The sequence below is a fragment of the Burkholderia sp. Ax-1719 genome, assembly GCF_011753055.1.
Classification (GTDB): Bacteria; Pseudomonadota; Gammaproteobacteria; order Burkholderiales; family Burkholderiaceae; genus Paraburkholderia.
In genome coordinates, this window is the sequence record NZ_VWWJ01000002.1 from 213074 (window position 1) to 234742 (window position 21669).

The 21669-nt window shown below is 60.9% G+C and carries 20 protein-coding genes; 12 read left to right on the forward strand and 8 right to left on the reverse strand.

All coding sequences use genetic code 11. From position 1 onward, the window contains the following. Positions 1–32: 32 nt before the first annotated feature. Positions 33–809, reverse strand: coding sequence for a hypothetical protein (locus tag F3J17_RS06000; RefSeq protein ID WP_167054872.1), 777 nt, complete (start codon positions 807–809; stop codon positions 33–35). A gap of 114 nt (positions 810–923) precedes the next feature. Between F3J17_RS06000 and gcvA the strand changes: the two genes are divergently transcribed. The 3 genes from gcvA (at position 924) to F3J17_RS06015 (ending at position 3382) form a co-directional block, all read left to right on the forward strand. Then, on the forward strand, positions 924–1832 hold the full coding sequence (gene gcvA, locus F3J17_RS06005; protein WP_167054874.1) for a transcriptional regulator GcvA: 909 nt from the start codon (positions 924–926) through the stop codon (positions 1830–1832). 156 nt (positions 1833–1988) lie between these two features. Next, positions 1989–3011, forward strand: coding sequence for a DUF6402 family protein (locus tag F3J17_RS06010; RefSeq protein ID WP_167054876.1), 1023 nt, complete (start codon positions 1989–1991; stop codon positions 3009–3011). Positions 3012–3067: 56 nt separating this feature from the next. Continuing rightward, on the forward strand, positions 3068–3382 hold the full coding sequence (locus F3J17_RS06015; protein WP_167054877.1) for a hypothetical protein: 315 nt from the start codon (positions 3068–3070) through the stop codon (positions 3380–3382). 486 nt (positions 3383–3868) lie between these two features. Here the strand turns inward: F3J17_RS06015 and F3J17_RS06020 are convergent, their stop codons facing one another. From F3J17_RS06020 to F3J17_RS06035, 4 genes are all read right to left on the reverse strand, one after another. Next, on the reverse strand, positions 3869–5185 hold the full coding sequence (locus tag F3J17_RS06020) for a cytochrome c (RefSeq protein ID WP_167054879.1): 1317 nt from the start codon (positions 5183–5185) through the stop codon (positions 3869–3871). Positions 5186–5198: 13 nt separating this feature from the next. Continuing rightward, the gene (locus tag F3J17_RS06025) at positions 5199–6977 is read right to left on the reverse strand and encodes a GMC family oxidoreductase (RefSeq protein WP_167054881.1); all 1779 of its coding nucleotides are present in this window, start codon (positions 6975–6977) and stop codon (positions 5199–5201) included. Positions 6978–6982: 5 nt separating this feature from the next. Further along, positions 6983–7714 carry a gluconate 2-dehydrogenase subunit 3 family protein gene (locus tag F3J17_RS06030; protein WP_167054883.1) on the reverse strand — a complete coding sequence of 244 codons (732 nt, stop codon included), beginning with the start codon at positions 7712–7714 and terminating at the stop codon, positions 6983–6985. Positions 7715–7838: 124 nt separating this feature from the next. Continuing rightward, the gene (locus F3J17_RS06035) at positions 7839–9374 is read right to left on the reverse strand and encodes a methyl-accepting chemotaxis protein (RefSeq protein ID WP_167054885.1); all 1536 of its coding nucleotides are present in this window, start codon (positions 9372–9374) and stop codon (positions 7839–7841) included. A gap of 407 nt (positions 9375–9781) precedes the next feature. On the opposite strand from F3J17_RS06035, the gene F3J17_RS06040 reads away from it, so the two are divergent. The 6 genes from F3J17_RS06040 (at position 9782) to F3J17_RS06065 (ending at position 16068) form a co-directional block, all read left to right on the forward strand. After that, positions 9782–10333, forward strand: a complete 552-nt coding sequence (locus F3J17_RS06040; RefSeq protein ID WP_167054887.1) for an ester cyclase — start codon at positions 9782–9784, stop codon at positions 10331–10333. A 493-nt stretch (positions 10334–10826) separates the two neighbouring features. Further along, positions 10827–11312: a spore coat U domain-containing protein gene (locus tag F3J17_RS06045; RefSeq protein ID WP_240160849.1), complete on the forward strand. Its 486-nt coding sequence runs from the start codon at positions 10827–10829 to the stop codon at positions 11310–11312. Between the two features lie 11 nt (positions 11313–11323). Then, complete coding sequence (locus tag F3J17_RS06050) at positions 11324–12115, forward strand: fimbria/pilus periplasmic chaperone (protein WP_345891142.1); 792 nt, start codon at positions 11324–11326, stop codon at positions 12113–12115. 158 nt (positions 12116–12273) lie between these two features. Further along, a complete protein-coding gene (locus tag F3J17_RS06055; RefSeq protein ID WP_240160822.1) occupies positions 12274–14619 on the forward strand; it encodes a fimbria/pilus outer membrane usher protein in 2346 nt (781 codons plus the stop codon). After that, positions 14616–15581, forward strand: a complete 966-nt coding sequence (locus tag F3J17_RS06060; protein WP_240160823.1) for a spore coat U domain-containing protein — start codon at positions 14616–14618, stop codon at positions 15579–15581. Before F3J17_RS06055 ends, F3J17_RS06060 begins: the two co-directional genes overlap by 4 nt. Before the next feature lie 184 nt (positions 15582–15765). Further along, positions 15766–16068: a hypothetical protein gene (locus tag F3J17_RS06065; protein ID WP_345891143.1), complete on the forward strand. Its 303-nt coding sequence runs from the start codon at positions 15766–15768 to the stop codon at positions 16066–16068. A 70-nt stretch (positions 16069–16138) separates the two neighbouring features. On the opposite strand, the gene F3J17_RS06070 is transcribed toward F3J17_RS06065, so the two are convergent. Next, positions 16139–17041: a LysR family transcriptional regulator gene (locus F3J17_RS06070; RefSeq protein WP_167054894.1), complete on the reverse strand. Its 903-nt coding sequence runs from the start codon at positions 17039–17041 to the stop codon at positions 16139–16141. Between the two features lie 134 nt (positions 17042–17175). Here F3J17_RS06070 and F3J17_RS36175 point away from each other — a divergent pair, with 134 nt between their 5' ends. Both F3J17_RS36175 and F3J17_RS06075 read left to right on the forward strand, forming a co-directional pair. Continuing rightward, entirely contained in the window at positions 17176–17316 is a 141-nt protein-coding gene (locus F3J17_RS36175; RefSeq protein ID WP_240160824.1) for a DUF3563 family protein, read from the forward strand. An 81-nt stretch (positions 17317–17397) separates the two neighbouring features. Continuing rightward, positions 17398–18189: a PhzF family phenazine biosynthesis protein gene (locus F3J17_RS06075; protein WP_167054896.1), complete on the forward strand. Its 792-nt coding sequence runs from the start codon at positions 17398–17400 to the stop codon at positions 18187–18189. A 98-nt stretch (positions 18190–18287) separates the two neighbouring features. On the opposite strand, the gene F3J17_RS06080 is transcribed toward F3J17_RS06075, so the two are convergent. Next, positions 18288–18584 carry a hypothetical protein gene (locus F3J17_RS06080; RefSeq protein ID WP_167054898.1) on the reverse strand — a complete coding sequence of 99 codons (297 nt, stop codon included), beginning with the start codon at positions 18582–18584 and terminating at the stop codon, positions 18288–18290. Positions 18585–18700: 116 nt separating this feature from the next. Continuing rightward, positions 18701–19120 (reverse strand): DUF6632 domain-containing protein, encoded by a 420-nt coding sequence (locus tag F3J17_RS06085; RefSeq protein ID WP_167054900.1) that lies wholly within the window; start codon positions 19118–19120, stop codon positions 18701–18703. Positions 19121–19514: 394 nt separating this feature from the next. On the opposite strand from F3J17_RS06085, the gene F3J17_RS06090 reads away from it, so the two are divergent. Then, on the forward strand, positions 19515–21641 hold the full coding sequence (locus tag F3J17_RS06090; protein WP_167054903.1) for a TonB-dependent receptor: 2127 nt from the start codon (positions 19515–19517) through the stop codon (positions 21639–21641). Positions 21642–21669 lie beyond the last annotated feature (28 nt).

The following is a 21669-nucleotide window of genomic DNA, read 5'->3' on the forward strand; positions in this document are numbered from 1 at the left end:
AGGCTGGGCTTCCGATTATAGAAGCGCCGCGCTCACTCCACCGGCAGCGCGTCCGGCATGCGCATGCGATAGAACGACAGCGCCTGGATCGCGAGCGTGCAGAAAATCGCGCTGCTGTAGGCAACCACCAGATGCGTACGCGTGAGCAGCAGACTGAGCACGAAGAAGAACGCCGCGAAACCGAGCAGACCCGTCGCCATGCCGCGCATCACCTGCTGGGCGGCTGCCGCGCCGCTCGAACGATGGGCAAATACTGCGAGGATGATGGCCATGAACGGAAACGATGCGATCACGCCAGCCGCACGTGCGCCCACGTACGGCGCGATCAGCGTCACGCTCACGATGAGACCGGCAATCAGCACCATGCGCAAAGGCAGGTCCCACCAGGGCGCGTCGATCTTCGTGCTTGTCGCTGCGGGATTGGGCATGACGTTCAGTGCGAACGTAATGGCGATCAGCGCGACCAGGAACAGCAACATTTCCGGCAGCCCGCTCCATTGCAACAGCGCTGCCACGACTACGAACGCAGCCGCCGCACCGGTCAAGGCGAGCCGCCATCCGGAAGCGGCCAGGCGGCAATAGATCACGCAGAAGGCCACTTGCGCGATGGTCGCGACGAGCGAGCCCGCCGTGGCCTGGGTGGCGAACGCCGGACCATGTTCCAGCGCGAGAAAGACCGAAACCGGCCCTGAAGTCAGTGGCATGCCGACCAGCAAACCACCGACCGCTTCGCCCCAACGGCGAACCGCGAGCGAAGCAAGCAACAGCAACAAAGGCGTGACGAAAAGCTTGAAAAGCAGGAGATCCATGATGGTCGAACGGCAAAGAGTGAGGCTGTGCGTTCATATTGGGCATCGGGCTCAAGGCTGACAAACCATTTATCGTCATATAATGTGTGAGTTAAACTCACACGTGATCCGACAGTGTTCGACCGGCTTCCTCCACTCCAAACGCTGCGCGCCTTCGAGGCCACTGGGCGGCATCTGAGCATGACGCTGGCCGCGCAGGAATTGCATGTCACGCACGGCGCGGTCAGTCGGCATATCAAGACACTCGAAGAAGATCTGGGTGTACCACTGTTCCAGCGTCTGACGCGCCGCATTGTGTTGACCGAAGCGGGCGCGGAGTTTCTGCTGGCCGTCACGCGCATGCTGGGCGAACTCACGAAAGAGGCCGACCGCGTGCGCGGTCACGATGGCGTCGAGCGCTTCAAGATCAACGCGAGCGTGTCATTCGCCAATAAATGGCTCGCACCGCGCTTGCATCGCTTCAAGACGCGCTTTCCAGATCTCGACGTTCATCTCGACGTCACCGATAAATTCATCGATTTGAACGAAGGCGAAGCGGATGTTGCGATTCGCTATGGCAGCGGGCGTTATCCGCGCCTGCTGGCGGAACGCATTCTGGAAGAAACGGTGACGCCGGTTTGCAGTCCTGCTTATCGCGAGAAAATGCGCGGCTTGAAGTCGGCGACGAATCTCGCGGGCTGCACGTTGCTGCATGAAGGCGGGATGCTGGCGAACTGGGAGCAGTGGTTCGCGCTGGCGGGCGTGGAGCGCGTGCGTAGCGATCGCGGGCCTACTTATAGTCACGGGAGTCTTGCGATTGAAGCGGCGATTCGGGGTGAGGGTGTGGCGCTCGGGCGTAGCGTGATTGTTGCCGATGATATTGCGGCGGGGAGGTTGGTGGCGCCATTTCCGCAGATTCGGCTGAAGTCGGAGCGCGGGCATGATCTCGTTTATCGCATTGGGAGTCGCGATGATTACAAGGTGGGCGCGCTGCGGGAGTGGTTGCTTGATGAGATCAAGGTGTTTATGAGTGGGCTTGATTGATTTATTGCGGGGAAATAATACGATTCGTTGCGCACCTGGCTGATTCAGTAATTTAAATTCAGGTGCGTGTCTGGATCAGGGTTGATGGTTCTTTTCAAAACCGATTGCGGTCTCCGTGATAGTAAAGATGGAATTTTCTATCACGGGGCTAGGGGTATGAGCGCGCAAGAGTTATTTGTCTACACGCCGCGCGACGAGGAGTGGCGAAAGCAGTCGGGGAATGTCGTCGCCGTCAGTGATGAGGTTGGACACAATCCGGGTGTCGCGAGGGACGCGCGATATCTCGTTACCCCAGATCAGTTCGAAATCACCGACATTCCCGCTGCAATGTCGAAAATGGGCTGGCATGTGTCGGCGGCGTTGCTCAAGAAGTGGTTTGCGTACGCGCCGAAGAATCAGGCTTTGGATGACCATCAGAAGTCGTTTGGGATTAGTTCTGATGGGCGGACAGGTAAGTATCCAGATGATCGCTTCGATACACACACAATCAAGCTCGATTGGGTTCTTTCGTTTCCTCGTTCACATGCGGGGCTACAAAAATTGCAGGACACTAAATATCTATATTCAGGCAATCTGGCGAGTATATACAGCGCCATCTCTCCATACCGTGGACGCCAGGTCATTGATACTCTGGATCTGACGAATGGGAACATTCAGGAACTGCACAATAAATTTCAATTCCAGCTTGCAAGGATCGATACATCCGCAATGCAAAAAGCCGCCCAATTCTTTGGGGCGGCCCTTCATCATGGAAAACCTGATGATCTCGCAGGAGCGCTGGGTGGATTTGCGCTGTATGCAGCCGTAGCGGAAGTGCGGTTCAAACAAAGGTTGCTACGAGGTGTCGACGCAGAAATTACAAAGGTAGCGATTTACGTAAAAAATCCTTACTCTTATTTTGATAACCCGAAGGAGGGCGGATCGCAATATCTAGGACACTGGAATAAAGACGGTATTTGTCTGGTTCCGGAGGGGTATATTGCACAACAGGAAAACTGGGGCGGTTGGAGTCAGTACGCTATCAAGCCGGAAGGGCCATATGGGCGCACCTTCTGGCCGGTTCATAATAGAGATTTTCGTAGTTGGCAGGACGCCCACAATGCGGGCGGAGATATGATTTTGTTCTCCGACTATCGGATCATCAATATAAATCCGATCAGCTTCCGGGTGGGGAAGTGAGGGGTAGCGGTCGAAATCTTTTGATCGCATTTGCTGTCGCGGTCACTGGATTCAACATGATCGATTACATTCTCGATGCACGTGCGCGGGTCTTTGCGCATGAATGTATTGACGTAGCATCGCCGAGCGGGCTATATCGAGCACGGTCGTGCGTGACAAGGGTTGACGGCAACGTCTTCTTCTACGTGGGAAAGCTCTACGACGCACACAGCGGCAAACTCCTCGCGCGAACGGACTTCGATTCGATGGACGGCGGCGACCCCGAATTTATGCCGGATGAAAGTGCGATCGTGTTTCGCGGTTCAGGCGATTCCGGGGAGATTCACATTCCGCCTGATTGGCAGGAGCGTCTGCGAGCTCGAATTCCCTGAACAGGCTATGCGGATGCAAATATGAGGGTGAAGAAATGGCGATTAGCGGCCGTCAGCGGCTCTTGATCATACTTGTTTTCGTGATCGCCGCATTTAGCATAGTTCAATACATTCGCGAGGCGCGATCACGTGCAAACGCACACGAATGTTATGAGGTGACCTCGCCGAGTGGCCTATATCGAGCACAGTCGTGCGCGACAGGCGTTGACGGTAACGTCGTCTTCTACGTGGGGCGACTTTACGATGCTCGCCGCGGCGTGCTCCTCGCGCGAACGGACTTTGATTCCGTGGACAGCCGATTGCCGGAGTTCTCGCCAGACGAGCGTTCAGTCATCTTCAGAAGAGGGGAGGGCGATGGCTCAGGCACTGGCTATATCAACATCCCACCAAACTGGCTAGAACGTCTGAAAGCAAAAATCCCATAACTCAAACGCACATCGAGGAGGGAACAGCCGAAACCATTTAGCCATTCCCTCCCTCAGCGGATTACCGCTTCGCCTCAATCCCCATCTGAGCGCGCACGCGCTTCACATCGGTGGCGGACACTGCGGCTGCATCATTGCCCCACGCCGAACGTACAAACGTCGCCAGTTGCGCGATTTCGTCATCGTCATAGCGCCACGCGAACGGCGGCATCGCCAGCGGCGCGGGCGCCGAAGCCGTCGACGGCAGACGCGAACCCGCCAGAATCACCGCAATCAACGAATCCGGATGCTCCGCGAGCACGGACGGATTATTCGCCAGCGACGGAAACACGCGCGCCGCGCCCTCGCCGTTCTGACGATGGCAGGCCGCGCAGCTATCGATATAGATGCGCGCGCCGACGTCGTTGGCGTGACCCGTCATGATGGTCGTAAGCGTGGCGTCGTCGGCCTTGTAGGCGGGCGCAGCGGCGTCGTTCGAAAGCGGCGTGAGGCTCTTCAGATACACCGCGATCGCATGCAAGTCAGCATCGCTCAGATACTGCGTGCTGTGCTCGACCACTTCGCCCATCGGGCCCGTGACTGCCGAACGCGCCGTGCGGCCCGTCTTCAGCAGCTCGGCGATATCGGCTTCGTTCCATTCGCCGAGACCCGTGCCCTTGTCGCCGCGCAGATTGACAGGCGAACTGCCGTCGATGCGTGCGCCCGACAAAAAGCGCGCACTGTTGCCGTCCAGATCGACTTCCTGGAAGCCCACACCGCGCGGCGTATGGCAGGTGCCGCAGTGCGCGAGGCCCTGCACCAGATACGCGCCGCGATTCCATTCGACACTGTGCGCGTCGTCGGTCTTGAAGCGCGTGTCCTGATGGAACAGGCGATTCCAGTACGCGAGCGGCCAGCGCGCATTGAGCGGCCACGGAATATCCGCAGCTTCGTTCGGCTGCGTCGAAGCGCTCACGCGCGTGGTGAAGTACGCGTAGAGGTCGCGCAGATCGCTGTCGCTGACCTTGGTATAGGCCGTGTAGGGCATCGCCGGATACAGATGGCGACCGTCGGGCGTCACGCCTTCGCGCATGGCCAGCGCGAAGTCCTCGAAGCTCCAGTTGCCGATACCGTGCGTTTTATCCGGCGTGATATTGGTCGAATAGACCGCGCCGAGCGGCGTGGCCAGTGGCACGCCGCCCGCGAACGGCGCGCCGCCCTTCGACGTGTGGCAGGCCATGCAGTCGCCCGCGCGCGCCAGATATTCGCCGTGTGAGGCGTTGCCCGGCGCGGTCATCGCCTGGGCGTCGATGCTCAGCGACGGCTTCGTGAGGCTGCCGGCCCACAGGCCGCCGACGACCACCACGGCCGCGCCGATTGCTACGTAAAGTTTGCGCATGTCGTGTGGCTCCTCAAACCTGGACCATCGGGCCGGGGTTCTTCAAGTAGTGCTCGCGAATATTCGCGGCGGCCCAGTAAGCGAGACCGCCAACGAGGCCGGTCGGGTTATAGCCGATGCCATGCGCGAACACGCTCGCGCCCAGCACGAATACGTTCGATACATCCCAGCTTTGCAGGTACTTGTTGACCACGGAGGTCTTCGGATCGGCGCCCATCGACGTGCCGCCGTTCACGTGCGTGCTCTGATACGCGCGCGTGTCCCAATGTGCGCCGGGCTTGAGAATGCGGCCCGAAATGCTCTTCGGGTTCATCTGCTTGCCGATCTCCATCATCTTGCCGGCCACGTATTCCGAGGCGCGCAGGTCGTTGTCCTGCCAGTCGAGCGTGATGCGCAAGAGCGGTTCACCGTAAGCGTCCTTATAAGTCGGATCGAGATCGGCGAAGCAGCCGCGATACGCCATATTGCTGATCTGCGATTCGATGCGTCCCGTGTGCAGGAAGTTGTCGGCCACGGCCTGCTTCCATTCGCTGCCCCACTTGGGCGTGCCCTTGGGCAGCGGAATGCCGCGCACCGGCCCGTTGCCGGTCTGGCGCCCCCAGATGATGCCGCCACCGATAAAGCCCAGCGGGCCGTGATCGAAGTTATCCGCGTTGAATTCTTCGATCGCCTGACCGCCGCCGCCCGCGCCCATGAACTGGTTGATGTAGACGTCCTTGTCCCAGAACATGTTGACGCTGTTGAGCACCTGGTAGCAGAAGTTGCGGCCCACGGTGCCTTCGCCGGTATTGACGTCGTACGGCTTGCCGATCTTCGACGACAGCATCAGGCGGATGTTGTGCAACTGGAATGCGCCGAGCACGACCATATTCGCGGGCTGGAATACTTCGTTACCCTGAGCATCGATATAAGTGACGCCGGTGGCCTGCTTGCCGTCCTTGTCGAGTTCGACGCGCAGCACGTGCGAATTCACGCGCAGTTCGAAATTGCGCTTGCGCAGCAGGGCGGGAATGATGGCCGTTTGCGGTGAGGCCTTCGAGTAGTTCAGGCACCCATAGTCGCTGCAGAAGCCGCAGAAATTGCACGGCCCAAGCTGGCAGCCGTATTCGTTCATGTATGCGCCCGAGGCGTTGCCAGCAGGCAGCGCAAACGGCTTGTAGCCGAGTTCGCGCGCAGCCTTGGCGAAGAGGCGTCCGGTCGGATGATCGGGCAGCGGCGGCAGCGGGAATTCGCGCGAGCGATAGGCTTCGTACGGATTGCCGCCTTCCTGTGGCTTGCCCTTGATGTTCCCCGCGCGGCCGGAGGTGCCACACACGTATTCCCAGCGGTCGAAATGCGGTTCGAGTTCGTCGTAGGTTACGCCCCAGTCTTGCAGTTGCATGCCTTCAGGGATGAACTTTTCGCCGTAGCGCTCTTTCACGCGGCTATGAAGACGCAGTTCGTCGGGCATCACGCGCGATTGCACGCCCGACCAGTGCGTACCTGCGCCGCCCACGCCTTCGCCCGGCTTGAACGAGCCGATCTGGCGATAGGGCAGGGCCGTATCGTCCTTGGTATGACGCGTGGTGACGGTGGTTTTCGCGAGGTTTTGCAGCAGCGCGTTACGCGCCGAATATTTGATCTCGTCGACGATCTGCGGATACGCGAAATTGGGAATCGTGTCGCGGCCATCGCCGCGTTCGAGCGCGACCACTTCCAGGCCCGCGCTGCATAGTTCCATCGCCATGATCGAGCCGGTCCAGCCGAACCCGACGATCACCGCATCCACCGGCTTTTTCTTGATTGTTGCCATGCTGCTTAACCCCGCTTGCCGTACTGGCTGACTGGACCGTACGGATACGGCTTCGATTCGCTGACCCACTCGACGTAATCCGCGCGCGCGCCCGGATAGCCGATCATCTTCCACGAGCCCATGTCCTTGTTGCCGCCGTACATCGGATCGCCGAAATAGCCTTCCATGGTGTTCTTGAGCAGGAAGCCGCTGAAGAACGACTTCATGTTGAAGTCGTCCTGGATCTTCCCGCCTTCGACATCCTTGAGGAAGGCGATCTGTTGCGCCTTCTCCAGTTGTGCGAAAGTCTTGCCGCTGAAATGCGCCTTGCAGTACGCGTCGATAGCGCGAATGCCCAGGCGGTATTGTTCCTTCGGCGTGAGTTTCGACTGATAGCCGAATTCCGGCGCGCCCTTCTGGAATGGGCCATGCATATACCAGCGCGAGGCGTCGCCGTAGCCGGTCTGCAACTGGCGGTCGATGTATTGCGGCACGCCCAGTTCAACGGCGCCGGGACCGACCTGATCTTTCGGGATCAGGCAGTCGCAAGCCGCGTTCACGAAAGCCCATTCATCGGGCGTGAAATAGTCCGGTTGATAGTGTTCCTGAGCGGGCGTGTCGGGCGGCGGCGCGGAGCGTTTGATCTCGTCTGCAGTGGGACGTAGCACGGCGGAGGCCGTGCCAACGGCGGCAACGGGCACGATCGCAATCGATCCCTTGAGGAACGAGCGACGGCCCGCCTTGTCTGGCGATGTCATGAGGAAGGGGACTCCAGCGAGTGGCGCTGATGCGCTTGTGATACGTAGGACGCGCGCCAGCCTTCGCGACAAAGCGAGGGAGCGCGCGCCCGGAGAGCGGGGACGCTGAAACGCCTGAGAGGCGTCAGGCCACCCGGAAAACCTGCACGGTGCTGCTGAGTTTGCTCGACTGCGTATCGAGCGCCTGCGCGGCGGCCGTTACCTGTTCGACGAGCGCGGCGTTTTGCTGCGTAACCTCGTCCATCTGCGTGACGGCGGTGTCGACCTGTTCGATGCCGCTTTGCTGTTGTTCGGATGCCGAAGCGATTTCGTTCATGATCGCCGTGACCCGCTCCACGGCGGTGTGCAATTCAGACATCGTCGCGCCCGCCGAGGAAACCAGTTCCGTGCCATGCGAAACCGTCTCCACCGAATTCGCGATCAGATCCTTGATTTCCTTGGCCGCAGCGGCAGAGCGCTGTGCAAGCGAGCGCACTTCGCTGGCGACCACGGCAAAGCCGCGACCCTGTTCGCCCGCGCGTGCTGCTTCCACGGCGGCGTTGAGTGCGAGGATATTGGTCTGGAAGGCGATGCCTTCGATCAGCGCGGTGATATCGGAGATCTTGCGCGAGCTGCCTTCGATCTCGCTCATGGTGTCCACCACGCGTTGGACCATCTCGCTGCCGCGCGTGGCAACGTTTGCTGCGGTGTGCGCCAGATCGCTGCCGGTGCGGGCGTTGTCCGTATTCTGTTTCACCGCCGACGTTAGCTCGTTCATGCTGGCGGCCGTTTCCTGCAACGAAGCGGCTTGCTCTTCCGTGCGCGCCGAAAGATCGATCATGCCCGCCGCGATTTCACGCGTAGCAACCGAGACGGATTCGCTGCCCGAGCGCACCGAACCCGTCACATTGCCGAGTTCCTTGCGGGTCTTCTCGATACTTTCCAGCAGCAGACCCATTTCGTCATTTCGTTGCGCGCGCACCGGCTTGCTCAGGTTGCCCGAAGAGATGTCCTGCAGGCTTTCCAGCGCGTAATTGAGCGGATTCATGATCGCGCGGCGCAGCATGACCCAGCCAAGACCGGCGGCGACAAGACCGAGCACAACCATCACGGCGCTGACCGTCGAGAACAGATAGAAGTTCGATTCGGCTTCTTCGTAGCGCGTTTTCGCATTCTCGTAGAGGTGCTTTTTGACCTCGTTGTTCGCCGCGCTCATCTTGCTGTAGAGGTCGGAGAGCTGCGTCATGGCGATGTTGTCGGCGGTGTCCTTGTCGCCGGCCTGCAGCGCCTTGGTGAAGGCGGATACCGCGTCGCGCATGGCCGTGCGGCGTTCGGTGGTCTTCGCGATCAGCGGCAGTTCGTCCGGCTCGTGCGGCATCTGCTGGAACTTGGTCCACCACTCGTCCGAATTCTTGAAGAAGCCGGAGGCGCGATCGAGTTGATCCGGCACGGTGGACGCTTCCGGATGCAGCGCCACGCGGTCGAGCACGAGGCGCGTGCGGGCAATGTAGATCTCGGCGTTGTCGATCGCCGTGGATTCGGCGAGCTTGTTGCGATAGGTGTCGCGGTTGGCGCTGTTGGCCTTTTCCGTGCTGATGAAGCCGAGCACGCCGGAGACGGTGAGCAGGGCGGCGAGAAGAGCGAAGGTGAGTGCGATACGCGCTCGAATAGTGAGTGTCATGCGTCTGTACCGATTTGACCAGGGGTGACGCAGCGCAGGTAACGGCTTCTTGAGGCAGTAGATGGCTGCGGGCGTTCCTCCTTCATATCGTCATTCGTCTGACTATATTTAGGGTGCATATCAAAATTTTTAAGAAACTACTGAAAATGTGCTTTGAAATCAGACTGTAAGGGCGCAGAAATTTTTTCGAACCGGGGCGGCTCGTACCGTCTCGGGCGCGGGGAGGCTTGCTGGCGGGGAAGTTGAAGTAAGAAAACGTTTGCTGCTGCAGAGGATGATCTTTTTGTCGTGTTTGAAGATCATTCAATCTTGAGGCTGATTATCAATTGGGGCAGCGGGTCGCAGAATCCACTCACACGCACTGCACTACGCGCCGAACTGAACGATCCACCCCTCAAGGAGCCGCCATGAATACGCAAACCGTCCTTTCCGCCGCCGCCCTCGCGCTTGCTCTGGGAGCGGCCGCAGTCCCTGCGGTTGCCGTCGAAGTCGACGCCAGTCTCGTTCAGCCTCGTGAATTGATCGTCGATAAAAGCTTGCCCGCGCAACAGGTTCAGCAGCAGATTCATGCCGCCCGCCTCTATGACACGTTCTGGAGCACCGGCGACGCATCCCAGGCGCGTGCCGCGCTCGCGCCAGACTTCACGGATCGCACGCTGCCCGCTGGCAGACCGCAGGGCGTTGCGGGACCCCTCGCCGCGTCGAAGGTCTTTCACGCCGCCGTGCCCGATGTTCACGCCGATGTCGAGCAGATGATCGTGGCGGGCGATCGCGTGGTGACGCATCTGCATTTCACCGGGCATTTCACGGGTACCTTCAACGGCGTGCAAGGCAAAGGCCAGACGGTGGATTTCATCGCCACGGATATCTATCGTATTCAGGACGGCCGTATCACCGATAACTGGCATCTGGAAGATAACCTGACTTTTTTGCAGCAATTGGGCGTGGTCGCGAAGTAAGCAGATCAGCCGGATATTTCGCGATCGCTTTCTATACTGCTGTGCGGGTCGTTCAAATGCGATTTTATATTTATTCAAATCGCATTTAAAGGTATGAGTTGCCTGAAATGGGCGACACGCTGGGCGCCAGATCAGCAAAATGTGCCTTCCAGCAAGGCGTGAAAGCGCACGCCTCTGTAGTGAGTAAAAAATGCCTTTAAAAATCGATTCTGCATTTGGTCAGGAATAGATTGCTGAAGATATTCAGCTTGAATTATGTATCTGTAACAAGATGTAATTGCCCTCAACGTAATGTGACATTGTTCGTATAAATAAAGTGTCGATTCACAAGGTAATGCCCGATGTAATACCGGAAGTAATGCCTTGTGATTCGATGCTTGCGTTCTCTTCCCGTTTTTTGCAGCCGTTCGCGAGAGTGAATCCGTATGCAGGAGCAAGGTCGATGAAACGAACACACCTCATAGCCGCCGCTGTAGCCGTGCAGATCGCGTTGATGCCGGTTGCGCCGCTCGTACCGCTGGCCGAAGCGGCGGTCTACTCGAACGGAACGGCTACCGCGACGTTCAATGTCACGCTCACGCTTCAGGCGAATTGCGCGATCTCCGCCAATCCGCTGTCCTTCGGGACCAATGGCGTGCTGGGCACGGCGATCAACCAGCAGACCACGCTCAGCGTGACCTGTACGAACACCACGCCCTATAACGTCGGGCTGGATGGCGGCAACGTGACGGGTTCTTCCGTCACGAGCCGCCTGATGGCGGGCACAGCGACCGGCAACACCACCACGACGGTGGGCTTCCAGCTCTATCAGGATGCGGGCCGCACGACGATCTGGGGCAATACGCAGGGCACCAATACGGTGGCCGGTACGGGCTCCGGTGCCGCGCAGACGCTCACGGTCTACGGCCAGGTGCCGGTGCAGACCACGCCCAAGCCGGATACCTATCAGACAACGGTTACCGCGACGGTCTACTTTTGAAGCGGGGACACGTGGTTCGTGTCGCGCCGGCGGCTGCATGGGCCGTTGCGACAGCGTTGCTGTGGACGCTCGCCAACGGTGACGCCGTCGCCGCGACGCTACAGATCTCGCCGGTCACGATCGAGTTTTCCGCCGCCGAGGTTGCCACCGGCCTCACGCTGCGCAATCCCGGCGATGCGCCGCTCTATGGCCAGGTCCGCGTATTTCAGTGGAGCGAAGCGCATGGCGAGGACGTACTCACGCCCACCGGCGATGTGATCGCCAGTCCGCCGCTGATCGAGATCGCGCCGCATAGCGATCAACTCGTGCGGCTGGTGCGTGCGAACGCATCGGGTGCGTCGCCTCAGGGCGCGAGTGGTAGCGCTGGCAGTGGTGGCGCTGCCGCGCTTGAGCAGAGCTACCGAATCCTGATCGACGAGTTGCCCGCGCCGGGCACGCCGGGTGCCGAAGGCGTGACGATCCGGTTGCGCTATTCGGTGCCGGTTTTCGTCGACGCTTCGGGGGCAGGCATGGCGCGCCCGTTGCTCGCGTGGCGTCTGGTACATGGGCCACAGGGTTATGCGCTGCGGGCGGACAACTCCGGCACCAAGCGGGCGCAGATCGCCGCGGTCTCGCTGTTCGACGATGCGGGCCATCACTGGGACGTGACGCATGGGCTGCTTGGCTATGCGCTTGCGCGGCAAAGCCGCCAGTGGAGTGTGCCGGTGCCCGCCGACGCGAAGTTCGGCGGCCAGCTCAAGGTTCGGGCGACCGTCAACACGCTGCCGCTGGAGGACACGGTATCGATCGAGCAGGGAGGTTGAATCGCACGGCTGAACGTGAAGCGGAAAAGCAAGGCTGAAGCGCGGTGGCTCGTCGGCGCAAATGTCATGAACACGGCGCGCGCCGGAGGACAGCATGAAACGAACGACGACGAATGAAACGAACTCGGAGCGCTGTGAGACGTGGCCGGGCGAGGCGCATGGTATCGGTGGCGGCGTTGCTGGCGTTTATCAGCGCCGGGGCTCATGCGCAAGGGCAGTTGATCAACGCGGGTGCGATGGACGCGCGTGATCTGTATCTCGAAGTCGATGTGAACGGACAGCGTACCGCCCAGATCGTGCACTTCCGCCAGTTGGGCGGCCATCTCTTCGCGACCGGCGAAGATCTCTCGCAAGTGGGGGTGGCGACGGCGCAACTCGGCATCGCAGATAGCGCGAGCGTTGATCTCGATTCGCTGCCGGGTCTTCATTACCGTTACGATGCGCAGCATCAGACGCTGGAACTGCAGATTCCGGATGCGATCCGCAAGCCGTTTGCGTTCGATACGCGTTCGGTTTCGACTGTGCCGCCGGCGACTTCGGCGCGCGGCCTGGTGTTCAATTATGATGCCTTCGCGCAGGGCGGATCGGCTTCCGAATTCGCCTTGTGGAGCGAGGAGCGCTATTTCGATCCCAAGGGAGTGCTAAGCAATACGGGTGTGGCCTATCTGTACCACGACCGTAATGAATACGTGCGCTACGACAGTTCGTGGAGCATGTCGAATCCCGCGAATCTGAGCACCACGCAGATTGGCGATACGATCTCGTCGTCGCTGGCGTGGACGCGTTCGATCCGCATGGGCGGTCTGCAATATCGCAGCAATTTCGCGCTGCGTCCCGATCTCATCACCTTCCCCGTGCCCGCGTTGCCGGGCAGCGCGGTGGTGCCGACTTCCGTCGATCTCTACATCAACAGCATCCGCCAGTATTCGGGCAACGTGCCCAGCGGCCCGTTCATCATCAACGATGTGCCCGGCATCACTGGCGCGGGACAGGCTACCGTCATCACGCACGATGCGCTGGGCCGCACGATTTCCACCTCGGTGCCGCTCTATGTGGACACGCGGTTGATGGCGGCGGGCTTGTCGAGCTATTCGTTCGAAGCGGGCTTTTTGCGCCGCAATTATGGGCTCGATTCGTTCGATTACGACTCGCGTCCTGCCGCGAGTGCCTCGTGGCGGCATGGCGTCAACGATCATTTCACGCTCGAAGCGCACGGCGAAGCGACCGGTGGCCTCGTCAACGCGGGCGGCGGCGTGCTGTTTGGGTTGGGCTCGGCGGGGGTGGTCAACGGGTCTGTGTCGGGGAGCGGCGGCAAACTCAACGGCGCGCAGTTGAGCATCGGTTATCAATACGTGTCGCAACGGTTTTCAGTCGATGCGCAGGCGATCCGCGCGTATGGCAATTACGGCGACCTCGCGGCGCGCGATGGTTCGCCGGTGCCGGATATCACCGACCGCGTGACGCTGGCGGTGCCGTTCCTGCGCAACCAGACGTTTTCGCTCAGTTATATCGGCTACAAGATTCCTTCCGCGCCGGTTTCGCAGATCGGTTCCGTGGCGTGGACGTTCAATTTTGGCAATCTGGTGTCCTTGAATCTGAGCGCTTACCAGGACTTTCGGCAGCACAATTCGCGCGGCGTACTGCTTTCCGCAAGTATCGGCCTGGGCGGCAATGCGTCGATCAACGCGACGGTGGGCCGCCAGGACGGCGCGTCGACATGGAACGTCAACGCCTTGCGTCCGCCCGATTATTCCGGCGGCTGGGGTTGGGGCGTGCAGGCGGGCGGTACGGGCGCGACGCCTTTCCGCCAGGGACAGCTGCAGTTCCTGGGCCGCTATGGCGAGGCGACGGCGTCGGTGCAACAGGTCGCGGGGCAGACCATCGGCGCGCTCGACCTGACGGGCGCGGTCGTGCTGATGGACGGCACCGTGCAGCCCGCGCGGCGTATCGACGACGGCTTTGCGCTGGTGTCCACCGATGGCGTCAAGGGCATCCCCGTGCTGCACGAAAACCGCGTGATCGGCGTGACCGATGGCAGCGGTCACCTGCTGATTCCGGACCTCAACGCGTACCAGCACAACCAGGTGGCGATCGACGCGATGCATCTGCCTGCCGATGCGCGTATCACCGATGCCTCGATGGATATCGTGCCGCAAGCGGAATCGGGCGTGCTCGCGCATTTTGGCGTGACGCGCTATCACGCGGCTTCGATCATCGTGCACGACGCCGATGGAAAACCGTTGCCCGCGGGCGCACGCGTCCATCACGTGGAGAGTGGGCACGATACGATCGTCGGCTATGACGGACTCACGTTTGTCGATGGGCTGGCGCCGGAGAATCATCTGGAAATCGAATCCGATGACAAGCATTGCGAACTGGTTTTTGCGTGGAAAGAAGACCAGGACAATACGCTGCAGACCATCGGGCCGCTCGTGTGCCGCTTGCAGGGGCAGCAGACCAGGCCAGCAACGTCAACTTCGCCAGCAACAGGAGCGCAGCCTTGAGAGCGATCAGGCGCGTGTTATGGATGCTTGGCGTAAGCCTCACGCTGCTATTTGCCGCGAGCGGCGCTCACGCGCAGAGTTGCCAGGCTGTGGCGAACCCGGTGAGCTTCGGTTCGGTCAGCCCGATAGCGAACGTGCCTTATACGACCACCTCGACCATCAGCGTGACCTGCACGTGGCCGGCGGTGACCCTGACGCCCGATGTACTCGTGTGCCTGAATCTGGGCGGCACGAGCCCGCGCTCGCTCGTCAACGGCTCGAATACGCTGAGCTACGATCTCTATCGCGACAATGGACACGCTCAGGCCTGGGGATCGACATATTCGGGCACCACGCCCATTTCGCTCACGATGAGCAAACCGAGCGGCACGACGCTCACCACGACCGTGACGGTCTACGGGCAGATAAGCGCGTCGCAGCCCACGGTGCCCACCGTCAATAACGCGAGCACGACGTATACGCAGACTTTCGGCGGCAATACCACGTCGATCAATTACGGCTTTTATCTGCTGATCGCGCCGACCTGCGCGTCGCTGGGCACGGGCGGCACATTTCCTTTCACGGTGACCGCCACCGTTATCAATAACTGCAATATCACTGCGACCAACGTGGCTTTTGGATCGGCGGGCGTGCTCAGTTCTGCGCTTACCGCGACGGGCGCAATTACGACGGTTTGCACCAATGGCGATGCCTTCAAGATCGCGCTGAACGGCGGCGCAAGCGGCAATGTGGGCGCGCGCGCCATGCAGCGCTCGGGCGGCGGTGGCACCGTCAATTACCAGCTCTATCTGGATTCTGGCCACAGCAGCGCGTGGGGCGACGGCACGGGCAGCACGGCCACGCAGGCTGGCACGGGTTCGGGCACGCAACAGGTTTTCACGGTCTATGGACAGGTGCCCGCGCAAAGCACGCCCGCACCCGGCAATTACAGCGACACCATTACCGCGACCATTTATTTTTGAATGGGGTGCTAACGTGTTAGCGCCAAAAATCGAAACTTATCATTGCGGAGAATGCGCTTAATTATTCGCGGCTGTCTTTCTAAACTTGGTATGAAATGGCGTGGATTCAATCGTCATCGAGAAATATGAAAGGACTGTTCAGGTCCAGATTCCATTCGAGCACATTCGAACCAAGGAGGAGCACATGATGAAGAAGGCAACCCGCACACTCATTGCAGCCGCTATTGTCGTCACGACGTCGGGCGTTGCTTACGCACAGAACAACACGCTGGCCACGCCGTCGGTCAAGTCGCCGGTTGCGCCCGCAAGCGAAAATAGTGGATATGGCACGCCTGCCGCCGCGAATTCGGAAAGCGGCATGAGCGCCGGCGCAATGAATTCAAGCATGCCGAATGGCGCAAATGCGGCCGCAGCGGCAGACACGGGCGCATATGGCGCGAACAACACGTTGGCCAGACCGTCGGTCAAGTCGCCGGTCGGACAGTAAGCGCTTTCGCCAGGGAAGACCGCTGTTCTCCAGAACGGCGGTTTTTTCATTGGCCTTATAGTTCGTATGGCTAATCAATCAGCTTCGATGTCGTTCGCACGATTTCGTCGACGAACACCTGAATCATGGGATGCTTGCGCTCGCCGCGTCGCCAGGCAACGTAGATTTTGCGGCGAACCTCGGGCTTCAGTTTGACCCATGACACACCGGGTGGGGCGCGCAGCACCCGAAGGCCCGGTGCAACCGACACCGAACATCCCGAAGCCACCATGGCTTCCACCATCTCCGACCCACGGCATCGCGCGTTGATGCGCGGCTCGAAGCCGGCGCGACGGCACAGGTCGATGACGAAGGCGCCGATCGTGCTCCACGTCGATTCGATTGCCCACGATTCATTGCGGAGATCGGCCAGACTCAGCGAAGATTTCCTGCTCAACGGGTGGCCTGTCGCCAGCGCCACGTAGAGCGAGTCCTCCGTTAGGGGCACGACCTCGATGCTTTCGCGGTTATCGCCCATCGCGATCGAAATGTCGTCGATCAAGGCGATGTCCGTGCGCCAGGAGCGCAGCGCCGCGATCGCGTCGATAGGTTCCATTTCCTCGATGGCAATTTCCAGGCGCGCATAAGCATGCCGGAGCTCCTTGACCGTGTCCGGAAGCACCATCGAAGCGATCGACGGAAAAGCGGCGACACGCAGCTCGCCTGCAATGTCCTGTTTCAGTTCCGCCAGCACCGAACGGGCTTCATCGAGCACGCCCATCACGCGTTCGGCATACGCCGCCAACGCCTGACCGGAGGGCGTGAGTCTGACGCCACGACCCACGCGTTCGGTGAGTTGCGCGCCGGTTTCCTGCTCAAGTTGTCCGATCTGCTGCGATACCGCCGACGGCGTCAGGAATAGCGCCTCAGCCGCCGCCGCCATGGTGCCGCACCTCGCCAGTTCCAGCAGCGCCCGCAATCGTCCGAGATCCATTGCCTTCATCCCCGATTTTAATTGTTCACATTCGCTAATGTATTGCTAAAAAAACGATAAGTATACGTGTACGAATTCGACGCCTAGAGTGCGAGCTAACCCCAACGTTCGTTAGCCACTTCACGGAGGTCGTTATGCCTGGCTTTCCCTTGTTCACACGTATTTGCCGCTGGTTTGCGCGCCTCGAACAACGCCAGAGCGTGGGGTATCTTGCGGGCGCTGGCGATCTCGCCGAACTGGAGCGCAGGATGCGCGCGCTTGAAAGACACGGCTAGCGGATCAGCAAGGTCTGCTTTACATTGTCTGCGGTTCGATTCCTCATCCACGGTTACGGCTCGTCAGACAAGAAAATCCCCATGAACATCCATCGCATACTTTGTTTCGGACGCAACGACGAGAGCGGCAACGCCGCACTGGTCGTCGAACAGGCGCAACTGGACGAAGTGCAACGTCTGGCGTTTGCCCAGAAGCAGGGCGCCAATGCGACGGTGTTCGTCGAGGAGGACGCGGCGGGTGGCAGGGTGCTCGATTACTACTATCCGCATACGCGCAGCCCGCTTTGTCTGCATGCGACGCTCGCGGCAAGTGCGCTGCTTTTCGAGCGTAATCCTGATAGCGGGCGTATTCGCTGCGTGACCAGCATGCGTCGGCAGTCGCTTGAGATTGAGCGAATCGACGGGACGCTTTTCGTCACCCTGCAGGCGCAGCCTTGCCCGTCATTGGCTGGCACAGTGGACGACGTTGCTGGACTGCTTCGAATCCGGCCCATGGAGCTAATCGGTCGGCCGCGACTGGCGTCGGTGGGCAGCGCAAAGCTGCTGGTAGAAGTGGCGGATCGGCCCACCCTGGACGCACTGCGACCGGATCTCGCGGGTATCGGAAACTGGGGGCGCCAGCACGGCGTTTCCGGGATATACGCCTATTGCCGTCTTGATGACGATGTTTACGCCGGGCGCAATTTCAATCATCTCGAACCTCGCTTCGAAGATCCCGCCACGGGTGTGGCGGCCGGTGCGCTGGCCTTGTCGCTGGAGCGAAACATGACGCTGTTGCAGGGCGATGCGCTGGGCAAGCCTTGTACGCTGCAGGCTCGATATACGAACGGGGTAGTGCAGGTTGGCGGTCGGGCGGTTAGAGCTACCGGCTAGTTTGCGCGGCGCCGCAACGCCACCGCTGCGTCACTGTTTCCCCAAAAGAAAACGCCCGGAATTTCCGGGCGTTTGGCTTTCATCGGCCGTAATCGACTTCAAAACGTCACAGTCCACAGCGCATTCGCGGTCCGTTGCGCGCCAAACTGCACGGCGGAAGTAATCCGCATCGGCGAAGCGTCGGCTTGCGAGACGAGATAGGGCTCGCCGTGCAGACAGCTCACGGCGGGGGCAACACGGTCGTCCACTGCGCTAATGAGGCAGCTTTGCTGGACGACGAGGCTCACGACCATCGAGGCCGGAGCGGGTTCGGCGGCGTCGCCGGTAGCGAGAACCGAGAGGCTGAGGGCGAGCCCGAAGGCTAACGCCAGCCAGAGGCGGATAGGGCGGGACATGTTCGGAAACGATTCTTCTGTGTTGCGGGTGCAGGGATCGATGGATGGGAACGGCGTCTATCCGTTTGTCGGCAGCGCGGCGCAAAAGTTGAGCGCTGCGCCGATCGGCAGCGGCTTCAGGTTGGTCGGCGCTCCATGGGGGCAGATCCCCGCGCCCCCTGCAGTTTCGCGCGCGGAGTGAGGGCGGCCAGCACGGCGGCGATGACGAAGAGCGCGGGCACGTCGCCGAGCAGATGGCCGTGATGGCCGGGCGTTGCGAACGATTGCGCGGCCATGATCGCGCCGTGCACCACGCTGGACCAGACGGTGAACCAGATCAGGCTCAGATGAGCGAGCGGATCGCGCGCGGCGCGCATCAGAAACACGCCGAGCGTCGCGTAGATGCCGACGATCATCAGCGGATAGTCCGAATGCCCGGTGTGCCACGCCCAACCGGCAGGCCAGAGCACCATCAGCGGATAGACCGCGAAGGTTGCGATCGCACCGATGGCGACGAGCGCGATGCGCAGATACCGAAGGCGTGCCGGGTCGTCCATTGCGTCCTGCCTTTGCGCTGTTTTCGCGCTGACTTTGGGGTGCGCTTCGCGCCCGCGGCTGCGGGCCGATGTCGTGAATATGCGCGTCTAAGTGCGCTCTTGCAACATTCCCGAAAGAATTTTCTTCCCGCCCTACGAACCTTGTCTGGCGGGCTATTCAGCGATTTCCGCCAGTTTCAGTACGGTAAGCAAACTGAAAATTTATCTTCACAATCAGTAATGTTATAACGTAACATTCGCGTCGACTATTGCGGCCCGCTACGCAAAAGCACCTCACGCGCCGCGCACATGGGCCAGGGGAATCGCCCGTGCGCCGCGCCTCATTCCACCGACGCAACTCAAGAAGCAAACAACGATCACCGTGGCGACTTCAACCCAGTCTGAACTTTCATCGATGCGGCGCGCTGGACGCGCGCGACGCGCATTTTCGTCCCGCTCGGCGCTGCTGCGCCTTACGCCGGTTTCGCTCGCACTGCTCGGCGCGCTGGCCCATGCGCAATCCACGAATAGCGGCACGAATAGCGCTGCGGGCAGCGTGAGCGCGAACTCAGCGTCCGAAGCCACGCTCGCGCCCGTCTTCGTCACCGCGAATCCGCTCGGCGACGCCGATCTGATTGCGCCCGCTACCGCGCTCGACGGCGACGCGCTGACGCTGCGCGCCGCCAATTCGATCGGCGAAACGCTCAACGGCCTGCCCGGCGTGTCGACGACGACCTACGGCCCGATGGTCGGCCGCCCGATCATCCGCGGCATGGACGGCGACCGCATCCGTATGCTGCAGAACGGCGTCGCGGCCTGGGACGCTTCCTCGCTCTCGTATGACCACGCCGTGCCGCAGGACCCGCTCACGGTCGAGCGCGTCGAAATCGTGCGCGGCCCGGCGGCGTTGCTCTATGGCGGTAACGCGATCGGCGGCGTCGTCAACACGATTGACAACCGCATTCCGCGCGAGCCGATTCAGGGCGTGACGGGCGCAGTCGACGCCAGCTACGGCGGCGCCAACGACGCACGCGCGGGCGCGGCGCAAGTGGAAGCCGGCAATGGCCAGTTCGCCTTCCACGTGGACGCCTTCGACCGCGACACCAGCAACGAACGCATCCCCGGCTATGCCCATTCGACGCGCCAGCGCGCGCTCGACGGCGCGGATGCGAGCGAAGCCTACGGCAGCATTCCGAATAGCGATGGCCGCTGGCATGGCGGCGCAGTCGGCACCTCGTACACGTGGGCCGACGGCTACGCGGGCGTCTCGTACAACGGCTACCAGAGCGATTACGGCTCGGTCGCCGAAGACGACGTGCGTCTGCGCATGCATCAGGATCACGTGGCCGTGGCCTCGGAAGTGCGCAATCTGCGCGGGCCGTTCAGCCAGCTCAAATTCGACTTCGGCTACACCGACTACGAGCACCGCGAAATCGACAACGGCACCGTAGGCACGACGTTCCGCAATCACGGTTACGAAGCGCGGCTCGAAGCGCGGCACAAGAAGATCGGTCCGTTCGAGGGTGCGATTGGCGTGCAGGTGAGCCAGAACACGTTCTCCGCGCTCGGCGACGAAGCGCTCGTGCCGACCACGCAGACAACCAATGTCGCGCTATTCGGACTCGAAGAATGGAACGTCACGCCGGCGCTCAAGCTGAGCGTGGGCGCGCGCTACGAGCACGTGAAGCTCGACCCGACGCCCAACGGCAACGATAAATTCGCCTCGGCGCAAGGGCGCGATTTCAATGCGGGCAGTTTGTCTGCGGGCGCGCTCTACAAGCTGACGCCGGCATGGTCCGTGGTGGGCAACGTGGCCTACACGGAACGCGCGCCGACGTTTTACGAGCTGTACGCGAACGGCCCGCACGACGCGACGGGGCAATATCTGATCGGCAATCCGGACGCGCAGAAAGAGAAGGCGATCTCCACCGATCTTTCGTTGCGCTTCGAACGCGGCCCGAACAAGGCCAGCGCGGGCGTGTTCTATAGCCGCTTCCGCAACTATCTGACCGAGTACAACACCGGTCGTCTGGTAAATGACGATGACGAAGTCGTCCCCGCCGGCACCGACGATGCCCTGAACGAAGCGGTTTATCGCGGCGTGCGCGCGGAGTTCTACGGCGTGGAAATCGACAGCAAGTGGCGCGTATTCGAGAAGGGCGCGCATCGCGTGGATGTGTCGTTCACGGCGGATTACACGCACGCACGCAATGTCGATACGGGCGCACCGCTACCGCGCATCGCGCCGCTGCGCGCGACGCTGGCGGGCGATTACGGTTATGGTCCGTTTGGGGCGCGCGCGGAACTCGTGCATGCCTGGGCGCAACATCGCGTGCCCGAAGACGATCTGCCGACCGATGGCTACACCACGCTCGCACTGATACTGACGTACAAGTTCCACGTGGGATCGACGAACTGGCTTGCCTATGTGCGTGGAGACAATCTCACGAATCAGGACGTGCGTTATGCGAGTTCGGTGGTGCGCGACATTGCGCCGGAAGGCGGACGCAGTGTGATGGTGGGATTGAGGACGACGTTCTAAAGCGCGGGGCGGTTCAGGCCAGTTGTTC

Bases quoted from the DNA above. Each gene is read 5' to 3' on its own strand.
- F3J17_RS06035 (WP_167054885.1), bottom strand. From the start codon at position 9,374: ATGACACTCACTATTCGAGCGCGTATCGCACTCACCTTCGCTCTTCTC.
- F3J17_RS06030 (WP_167054883.1), bottom strand. From the start codon at position 7,714: ATGACATCGCCAGACAAGGCGGGCCGTCGCTCGTTCCTCAAGGGATCG.
- F3J17_RS06010 (WP_167054876.1), top strand. From the start codon at position 1,989: ATGAGCGCGCAAGAGTTATTTGTCTACACGCCGCGCGACGAGGAGTGG.
- F3J17_RS06015 (WP_167054877.1), top strand. From the start codon at position 3,068: ATGATCGATTACATTCTCGATGCACGTGCGCGGGTCTTTGCGCATGAA.
- F3J17_RS06065 (WP_345891143.1), top strand. From the start codon at position 15,766: ATGATGAAGAAGGCAACCCGCACACTCATTGCAGCCGCTATTGTCGTC.
- F3J17_RS06040 (WP_167054887.1), top strand. From the start codon at position 9,782: ATGAATACGCAAACCGTCCTTTCCGCCGCCGCCCTCGCGCTTGCTCTG.
- F3J17_RS06075 (WP_167054896.1), top strand. From the start codon at position 17,398: ATGAACATCCATCGCATACTTTGTTTCGGACGCAACGACGAGAGCGGC.
- F3J17_RS06020 (WP_167054879.1), bottom strand. From the start codon at position 5,185: ATGCGCAAACTTTACGTAGCAATCGGCGCGGCCGTGGTGGTCGTCGGC.
- F3J17_RS06090 (WP_167054903.1), top strand. From the start codon at position 19,515: ATGCGGCGCGCTGGACGCGCGCGACGCGCATTTTCGTCCCGCTCGGCG.
- F3J17_RS06000 (WP_167054872.1), bottom strand. From the start codon at position 809: ATGGATCTCCTGCTTTTCAAGCTTTTCGTCACGCCTTTGTTGCTGTTG.
- F3J17_RS36175 (WP_240160824.1), top strand. From the start codon at position 17,176: ATGCCTGGCTTTCCCTTGTTCACACGTATTTGCCGCTGGTTTGCGCGC.
- F3J17_RS06025 (WP_167054881.1), bottom strand. From the start codon at position 6,977: ATGGCAACAATCAAGAAAAAGCCGGTGGATGCGGTGATCGTCGGGTTC.
- F3J17_RS06080 (WP_167054898.1), bottom strand. From the start codon at position 18,584: ATGTCCCGCCCTATCCGCCTCTGGCTGGCGTTAGCCTTCGGGCTCGCC.
- F3J17_RS06085 (WP_167054900.1), bottom strand. From the start codon at position 19,120: ATGGACGACCCGGCACGCCTTCGGTATCTGCGCATCGCGCTCGTCGCC.
- F3J17_RS06070 (WP_167054894.1), bottom strand. From the start codon at position 17,041: ATGGATCTCGGACGATTGCGGGCGCTGCTGGAACTGGCGAGGTGCGGC.
- F3J17_RS06055 (WP_240160822.1), top strand. From the start codon at position 12,274: ATGGTATCGGTGGCGGCGTTGCTGGCGTTTATCAGCGCCGGGGCTCAT.
- F3J17_RS06045 (WP_240160849.1), top strand. From the start codon at position 10,827: ATGCCGGTTGCGCCGCTCGTACCGCTGGCCGAAGCGGCGGTCTACTCG.